The 2,964-nt window shown below is 29.7% G+C and carries 1 protein-coding gene and 3 tRNA genes; all 4 read left to right on the forward strand.

The window, feature by feature from the left end; translation table 11 throughout:
* Positions 1 to 8 precede the first annotated feature (8 nt).
* The 4 genes from DFR54_RS13055 (at position 9) to DFR54_RS13070 (ending at position 2,712) form a co-directional block, all read left to right on the forward strand.
* Positions 9 to 94 (forward strand) — tRNA-Leu (locus DFR54_RS13055).
* 561 nt (positions 95 to 655) lie between these two features.
* Positions 656 to 1,402 carry a helix-turn-helix domain-containing protein gene (locus tag DFR54_RS13060; RefSeq protein ID WP_114290581.1) on the forward strand — a complete coding sequence of 249 codons (747 nt, stop codon included), beginning with the start codon at positions 656 to 658 and terminating at the stop codon, positions 1,400 to 1,402.
* Between the two features lie 1,147 nt (positions 1,403 to 2,549).
* Positions 2,550 to 2,623: transfer RNA gene (locus tag DFR54_RS13065), tRNA-Arg, on the forward strand.
* A 15-nt stretch (positions 2,624 to 2,638) separates the two neighbouring features.
* Positions 2,639 to 2,712, forward strand: a tRNA-Pro gene (locus tag DFR54_RS13070).
* Positions 2,713 to 2,964 lie beyond the last annotated feature (252 nt).

Raw genomic sequence — 2,964 nt, forward strand, 5'->3', positions numbered from 1 at the left:
AAGTTCCAGCCGGGGTGGCGGAACTGGCAGACGCACAGGACTTAAAATCCTGCGGAGAGTGATCTCCGTACCGGTTCGATTCCGGTCCTCGGCATAAAAGCATCAATCTAGAAATTAGATTGATGCTTTTTTGTGTTTTAAAAGATAAAAATGGCTGTATAATTTTTGATGTGGATGAAGAAATTTGTCTACATCTTTTTTTACACAAAAAAGAAACATATGAGTTTTCCGTATGAAATTAAAGTGACGAAACTCAATTTGAGAAAGGAATATTCATATGTCTCATAGAAATTGTATACAAGTATCACTTGATTTGAAAGTTACAAATTTTTATTTTGATTCTATTTTTTCTCATTATCCAACTTACCTTTTATTAAAGAAACAATGATTTCTTTATCGTGAATGTCAGTCTTCTTTTCTAGTTAAGTCTTTAGAAATTGAAAAACACTGTTTTATGGATACAGGAGCTTGCAAAACTATAAATATAGAATATTGTTCAGTTTTTTAAAGCATTTATTTTATCTGTCCATATCATTTGGCTTAGAGCCATAAAAATCAATTTTAATTATTAGGAAGGTTTCGTAGTTAAAATACAATGATACAATCATATATATAGATTAATTATAACTTTAATAATTGATACAAGGAGAATGTAATGAATATTGGAAAAAGAATAAAGGAAGAACGTCAAAAAAGAAAGTGGACTCAAGAACAACTTGGGGAGAAGTTGAATGTCTCTCGTTCGGCAGTATCTAGTTGGGAAGTTGGCAGGAATTATCCTGATTTAGAAACGATTATACTTATAAGCGATTTATTAGAAATTTCTCTAGATAAATTACTAAGAGAAGATGAAGAAATCGTAAAAGATGTAACTAAAAAATTAAAGATGAATAAAACCTATAAAGTGTTATTAGGGATATTTATATCTTTAATTATTTCATACGCGGGATTTAATGTTTATTTAACTAAAACAGAAAAAAAGTATCATCAGAATCTAGAGAAAAATGGCTGGGAAATATATACTCCCAACGATGAACCAGGCTTCAATCAATTTACTCTTGATGAAGAGGGAGTTCATTATTATACGACTATTTTACCTACAGGATTAATTGGTTATCCTTTAGAAGAACAAAAATTTAAAATAATAGCCAAAAAAGGTGGGCTTGCTATGGTGATTCAAGATAAAAAACATATAGAAATAGTTATTGCTAAAGAAAATGATACTGAGGTAGATTTTAAATCTAGAGTGAAAGTGAACGAGGAATTAGAGATTGTTGACAAAAAGTCTGATATATCAACTGAGGTTAAAATTTTGACTGAAGAGTATATAAAGAATCATAAAAAAGAATATTTAGATTTAATGAATAAAGCTTTAAATAAAGTGAATGAAATTAAAGATTAGTAAAGAGGGTTATCTAAGAAATTGGTAACCCTTTTTAGTTGTTATATCGATACTACTACTAAAGAGAGGGCATAATTAGTAGTCCTTGATTTATAGGGAGTGTACAGATGGTGTCTATTAATCAAATAGGGTTAGTTAGAAATTTATGGAGATTTGACCGGTGTTTTAAGTCTACTTGTAAGTGATTTGGTTAGTGTGATGTTTTACCCAAAATATCACTGATGATAAGGTTAAGTTAATTATCTCTGACTACTTGGACTTATCTCAAAATGATAAGATTGATTTTGTTTAAGGAGAGGTGTTCAACCTTTGTTGCTACTATTAATAACACAACAAGTTGAGGTCACAATAGAGGAAGCAAAACATCAATTATCTGTTATACGTTACTAGATGCGGAGTGGTTAAACATAATAAAGGTGTTCCTACTTCAACTAATTAACTTTCTGTTTGAGTGTTTACATTGATGAGTCTTTATCTTTAGATTAATCATAATCATTCACTAAAGATCTAATGATAGCATCTACAATATCTTCAGGTTTATTTTTTTTACTAGAATTATTAGAGTGCTGTTTCGCTCTGGGGTGATATTTAAATTTATATCGTTACTTCCAATTGATATAGCAGCTAAGCATTCTGTTACCTAGAATGTATTCTTAAATATTTAATTATCAGAATTAGATGTTGGAATATGACTAACTATATCATTCTTTTTAATTGCTATTACAATAGTGAATCTAATAACTTATATTAAAATGAAAAACTGGCAACACGACTGATATTAAAATTTTTAGTTTATAGTAATTCAGGTAAAGTGAGGTGCATATTGAAATAATACATAAAATCTCTTGAAAAGGTTTGGTATTTTGCTGAATATATTTTAGTTAAAGTTCTTCTTAAAAGTATAATATTTTTTATAAATCGGGAAATAATATATATATATAATGAATATGGAGAGTATTTTAATTTGACGGGAGAAGGAAACAATTTAACCCTAGACAGAATAATAATAAAATGCTATGATTATGAATAGCGAAAGAGAGAAAAGTTAATAATATTTTTCAGTTAAATTACTGACGGTCATGTCATTAGTTTCAATGACATAAATGAGAGTCGGTTCTTTTTTTGCCTTAAAAAATTTAAAGTATATGCGCCCATAGCTCAATTGGATAGAGTGTCTGACTACGGATCAGAAGGTTAGGGGTTCGACTCCTCTTGGGCGCGTTAAAAAGAATGACACGGGAAGTAGCTCAGCTTGGTAGAGTACTTGGTTTGGGACCAAGGTGTCGCAGGTTCGAATCCTGTCTTCCCGATTTTAAGGAATTTAAAACTTTCTTAAAAAAACTTTTTAAAAAAGTGTTGACAATATTCTGACAACTTGGTATGATATAAAAGTTGTTAAGGCAACACAGATTAGACCTTTGAAAACTGAACAAAGTAAGACAAACCAAATGTGTAGGGCGTTTCTACTTAGTAGAAACAAACCATATTTAGTGAATACAATTCGCTAGCAAGTTTTAAAATTAATGAGCTAAACATCTTTAAGATGTTAATCAACTTTTATT

Origin of the sequence: Vagococcus fluvialis (genome assembly GCF_003337315.1) — a bacterium.
GTDB lineage: Bacteria > Bacillota > Bacilli > Lactobacillales > Vagococcaceae > Vagococcus > Vagococcus fluvialis.